This is a genomic window from Mesorhizobium sp. M2A.F.Ca.ET.067.02.1.1 (genome assembly GCF_004023285.1).
In the GTDB taxonomy this organism is placed as follows: domain Bacteria; phylum Pseudomonadota; class Alphaproteobacteria; order Rhizobiales; family Rhizobiaceae; genus Mesorhizobium.
This window is the reverse complement of sequence record NZ_RZSB01000426.1, coordinates 1-5,260: the sequence shown is the minus strand read 5'-3', so window position 1 is coordinate 5,260 and position 5,260 is coordinate 1. Positions and strand designations below refer to the sequence as shown.

The 5,260-nt window shown below is 65.1% G+C and carries 5 protein-coding genes; 3 read left to right on the top strand and 2 right to left on the bottom strand.

Going from position 1 to position 5,260, the window contains the following annotated elements; genetic code table 11:
• Window positions 1-117: 117 nt before the first annotated feature.
• Both EOA28_RS24045 and EOA28_RS24040 read right to left on the bottom strand, forming a co-directional pair.
• Window positions 118-1,119 carry an asparaginase gene (locus EOA28_RS24045; protein WP_127252561.1) on the bottom strand — a complete coding sequence of 334 codons (1,002 nt, stop codon included), beginning with the start codon at window positions 1,117-1,119 and terminating at the stop codon, window positions 118-120.
• A 45-nt stretch (window positions 1,120-1,164) separates the two neighbouring features.
• Window positions 1,165-2,331, bottom strand: coding sequence for an acetyl-CoA acetyltransferase (locus tag EOA28_RS24040; protein WP_127252560.1), 1,167 nt, complete (start codon window positions 2,329-2,331; stop codon window positions 1,165-1,167).
• A 189-nt stretch (window positions 2,332-2,520) separates the two neighbouring features.
• On the opposite strand from EOA28_RS24040, the gene betI reads away from it, so the two are divergent.
• The 3 genes from betI to EOA28_RS24025 all read left to right on the top strand — a co-directional run.
• Window positions 2,521-3,111, top strand: a complete 591-nt coding sequence (gene betI / locus EOA28_RS24035; RefSeq protein WP_127252559.1) for a transcriptional regulator BetI — start codon at window positions 2,521-2,523, stop codon at window positions 3,109-3,111.
• Window positions 3,108-4,637, top strand: a complete 1,530-nt coding sequence (betC, locus tag EOA28_RS24030) for a choline-sulfatase (RefSeq protein ID WP_127252558.1) — start codon at window positions 3,108-3,110, stop codon at window positions 4,635-4,637. Before betI ends, betC begins: the two co-directional genes overlap by 4 nt.
• The coding region (locus EOA28_RS24025) for a pyridoxal-phosphate dependent enzyme (RefSeq protein WP_189342157.1) at window positions 4,634-5,260 on the top strand (627 nt) is incomplete at its 3' end. The genes betC and EOA28_RS24025, both read left to right, overlap by 4 nt.

Sequence of the window (5,260 nt, the reverse complement as noted above, 5' to 3'; positions counted from 1 at the left end):
CACCTTGTCCGCTTCCAGCATGATCTGGCCCGCCGTCCGATTGTTAGTGGAGGAGACTAGCACATAATTTTTTGTCTCGGCTTATGCGCACGGCATATCGGTGCCGGTGAAACCTCGCTAGCCCAGCGCCGCCGTCGGCCGCAGCAAGCCGACCTTGGCGCCGATGCGGCTTTCGACTGCGGGATGGGCGAGTTGGGTGAGCCTTGCCGCTACCGCCTCTTCGGCGCGCAACAGCTTTGCCAGCACCGCGGCGATCATCACCTCGGCCCCTCTGCCGGCGCCATCATCGCATTTGAGCGCGATGCCGAGACCGAGCTCGGGCAAGGCCGCGCAATAGACGCCTTCGGCGCCGGTCTTGACGAAGATGCGGCCCGGTGCTGCCTGCATCAGCGCGACATCGGCCTTGCCGGTGCCGGCGACCAGGAACGGCTCGGCCATGCAGGCCGAAAGCAGACGCTTCGCCGCCTTGGCTCGCTCGGGCGAAAAGCCCCTGCCCGTCGCCATGCGGGCAAAGCCCTGCGCAAAATTCTTCAACGGCACGGCATAGGTCGGGATCGAGCAGCCGTCGATGGCGCTGTTGCCGGTGTTGTGAGCGGCGCCGGTGACGGATTGCATGGCGTCGCGCACCATCTCCTGCTGCGCGTGTCCCTCCTTGACGTAGCCCTGATGGGCGATGCCCGAATGCACGCAGGTGCAGAGGAAGCCGGCGTGCTTGCCGGAGCAGTTGTTGTGCAAGGCGCTCGGCACATCGCCGGCGCGGGCGAGCGCTAGGGTGGCTTCATGGTTGGGCCAATGCGCGCCGCATTCCAGCGCGGTCTTATCGAGACCGGCCCTGGCGAGCATTGCCCGCGCCAGTTCGACATGGGCGGGTTCGCCCGAATGCGAGGCGCAGGCCAGCGCCAGTTCGCGGTTGCCGAAGCCGTAGGCGTCGGCCGCGCCCGATTCGACCAGCGGCAGCGCCTGGATCGCCTTCACCGCGGAGCGCGGGAAAACCGGACGGTCCGTGTCGCCGATCTCCCAGACGGCCTTGCCGTCGGCGTCGAAGACCGAAACCGCGCCGCGATGCCTGCTTTCGACCACCGCGCCGCGCGTGACTTCGACCAGAACCGGATTGGACATGCTGCCTCCCGCACGCGCCTTGGGACGCTTTAGTGCGGGCCGCTTCTACCTGATGCGGTCGAGAATGGAAACGTAATTGGCGACGGCTGCACCCCCCATGTTGAAGATGCCGCCGAGCTTCGCGCCCGGCACCTGGATGCCGCCGGCTTCGCCAGTCAGTTGCATGGCGGTAAGCACATGCATCGAGACCCCGGTGGCGCCGATCGGATGGCCCTTGGCCTTCAGGCCGCCCGAAGGATTGACCGGAAGGCGGCCGTCCTTGGCCGTCGTCCCGTCCAGCGCCAGCTTGGCGCCCTCGCCTGGCTTGGCCAGGCCCATCGCTTCGTATTCGATCAGCTCGGCGATGGTGAAGCAGTCATGCGTCTCGACGAAGGAGAGGTCGTCGAGCGTCACGCCTGCCTTCTTCAGCGCCTGGTTCCAGGCGTGCTCGCAACCCTCGAAGGCTAGGATGTCGCGCTTCGACATCGGCAGGAAATCCTGGACATGCTCGTTGGCGCGGAAGGTTACGGCGCGGCGCATCCTCAGCGCAGTCGCGGTATCGGTCAGCACAAGAGCGGCCGCGCCATCCGAGACCAGCGAGCAATCGGTGCGCTTCAGCGGACCGGCGACGAAGGGGTTCTTTTCGCTTTCCTGGCGGCAGAACTCATAGCCGAAATCCTTGCGCATCTGCGCATAAGGGTTGTCGACACCGTTTTTGTGGTTCTTGGCGGCGATCATGGCCAGCGCATCCGACTGGTCGCCATAGCGCTGAAAATAAGCCTGCGCGATCTTGCCGAAGACGCCGGCAAAGCCAGCAGGCGTGTCGCCGTCTTCCGGCAGGTAGGATGCCTTGAGCAGGTTCTTGCCGATCTCGGGACCCGGCGTGGTCGTCATCTGCTCGGCGCCGACCACCAGCACGACGCGGGCGGCGTTGGCGTCAATGGCGCGGATGCCTTGCCGCACGGCGGCCGAGCCGGTGGCGCAGGCATTCTCGACGCGTGTCGCCGGCTTGAAGCGCAGCCGGTCGTCGGCCTGCAGCACGAGGCTGGCGGTGAAATCCTGCGGGGAGAAGCCGGCGTTGAAATGGCCGAGCACAATCTCGTCGACATCGTCTGGACCGATGCCGGCATGGTCGAGCGCCTCGACGGCAACCTTGGTGATCAGGCCCTCCAGCGTCTCGCCTTCGAGCTTGCCGAAGCGCGAATGCGCCCAGCCGACGATGCATGCGGTCATGGCAACCTCCATTTGCGCCGCAGCCTAGCACGATCCTTGGCGGCACGTGATTCAATATTGTTCAACAGTGAACCGTTTTCTAGCCCCCTGCCATGGGCCAGAACGACACGATCAGTTGATCCCGGTGTCGATTTTTTATTGATTGACGCGTCAATAAAAAATAATCTCGACCCGAACCGGATCCCTAAAATGCCGAAAGTCGGAATGGAACCCGTGCGCCGCAAGGCGCTGATCGACGCGACGATCTCTGCGATCGGCGAGCGCGGATCGCTGGACGTGACGATGTCGGAGATCGCCGGACGCGCCGGTGTGTCGTCGGCGCTGGCGCATCACTATTTCGGCGCCAAGGACGAGCTGCTGTTCGCGACGATGCGGCACATCCTGACGGAGCTCAACATCGACACCAGGCGCGCGCTTCACACCGCCGGCACAGCGCGTGAGCGCGTCTCTTCCGTGGTCGCGGTCAGCTTCTCAGATGACCAGTTCCAGGCCGAGATCATCGCCGCATGGCTCGCCTTCTATGTCGAGGCGCAGAAATCGACCGAACTGCGGCGCCTGCTGCGCATCTATGCGCGGCGGCTGCATTCCAACCTGATGAGCGGGCTGACCGGCATCCTGCCCCGGGCAGAGGCCGACCGCGTGGCGGAAGCGACCGCGGCGCTGATCGACGGGCTCTACATCCGCCGCGCGCTGAAGGACGGCGTGCCGGACGCGCAGACCGCGATCGCGCTTGTGGAAGACTATCTCGAAACCAAGCTCAACGGACGGAGCCTGCCTTGACCACCCGGCGACCCAATTTCCTGATCGTCATGGTCGATCAGCTCAACGGCACGTTCTTCCCGGACGGCCCGGCCGAGTTCCTGCATGCCCCCAATCTGAAGGCGCTGGCCGCGCGCTCGGCGCGCTTCGCCAACAACTATACCGCCTCGCCGCTCTGCGCGCCGGGACGTGCCTCCTTCATGAGCGGGCAACTGCCGTCGCGCACCCAGGTCTATGACAACGCCGCGGAATTCGCCTCCTCGATCCCGACCTACGCGCATCATCTGCGCAGCGCCGGCTATCACACGGTGCTCTCCGGCAAGATGCATTTCGTCGGTCCCGACCAGTTGCACGGCTTCGAGGAGCGGCTGACCACCGACATCTACCCGGCCGATTTCGGCTGGACGCCGGACTACCGCAAGCCCGGCGAGCGCATCGACTGGTGGTACCACAATCTGGGTTCGGTGACCGGCGCCGGCATCGCCGAGATCACCAACCAGATGGAATATGACGACGAGGTCGCCTTCCACGCGACGCAGAAGCTCTATGAGTTCGCGCGCGTGTCGGATGACGCGGACCAGCGCCCCTGGTGCCTGACCGTCTCCTTCACCCATCCGCACGATCCCTATGTCGCGCGGCGCAAATACTGGGACCTCTATGAGAACTGCCCGGCGCTGGAGCCGGACGTCGGCTTCATTCCCTATGACAGCCAGGATCCGCATTCAAAGCGGCTCTACAAGGCATCCGACTACGACAGTTTCGACATCACGCCGGAACAGATTCGCTGCTCGCGGCGCGGCTATTTCGCCAACATCTCCTATCTCGATGACAAGCTCGGCGACTTGCTGTCGGTGCTGGAACGCACCCGCATGCTGGACGACACGATCGTGCTGTTCTGCTCCGACCATGGCGACATGCTGGGCGAGCGCGGCCTCTGGTTCAAGATGTGCTTCTACGAGGGTGCGGCGCGCGTGCCTTTGATGATGGGCGGCAAGGACATCAAGGCCGGGTTGATCGAGACGCCTGTCTCAAATCTCGACGTGGCGCCGACGCTCTGCGACCTCGCCGGCATCGACATGAGCGGGATCGCGCCATGGACGGACGGCCAGTCGCTGCTGCCGCTTGCCGCCGGTAAGGAGCGCTCGGCGCCGGTGCTGATGGAGTATGCGGCTGAAGGCTCCTACGCGCCGATGGTGGCGATCCGCGAGGGCAAATACAAATTCGTCCATTGCGAACTCGATCCGCCGCAGCTCTTCGATCTCGACGCCGATCCGCGCGAGCTCGACAATCTCGCCGCCAACCCGGCTTACGCCGATCTGGTCTCGGCCTTCATGGAAAAGGTCCGCGCGCGCTGGAACATGGCGGACTTCGACGCCGCTGTGCGCGAAAGCCAGGCGCGCCGCTGGGTCGTCTACCCGGCGCTGCGCAACGGCGCCTACTACCCATGGGAGTTCCAGCCGCTGCAGAAGGCATCGGAACGCTACATGCGCAACCACATGAACCTCGACAATCTGGAAGAGAGCAAACGGTATCCGAGAGGCGAATGATGGCAGACATTCTCGTCCCACCGCTTGATCATCTGAGGCAGGCCTATGCCGTCACCTCGACGGCCACGCAGGTGACGCCGCTCCTGGTGTCGGCGGCTTTGGCCAGGGAAACCGGCGCGGCGCGCGTCTTCGTCAAGCCGGAGTCGCTGCAATGGGCCGGCTCCTTCAAGGTGCGCGGCGCCTATTGGCGGCTGAAGCGGCTTTCGCCGGATGAAGCGAAGCAAGGCGTCGTCGCCTATTCCTCCGGCAATTTCGCGCAAGGGCTGGCGGCCGCCGGCCAGGCGCTGGGCATTCCCGTCACCATCGTCATGCCGATCGACGCGCCAGCCGCAAAACGCGACGCGACCGCAGGCTATGGCGCACGCGTGGTGCTGACCGACCATGGCGACCGCGCGCGTGAGGAGGTCGCCGCCGCCAAGGCGCGCGAGATCGCCGAGACCGAGCACCTCACCTTGCTCCATCCCTTCGACGATCCGGAAATCGTCGCAGGCCAGGCCGGCGCCGGACTGGAAGCGCTCGACCAGTTGGCGGCTAAGAAGGCGCATGCCGACCTGGTGTTCTGCTCGGTCGGCGGAGGCGGGCTGATCGGCGGCGTCTCGCTGGCCTTCCACTATCTGTCGCCC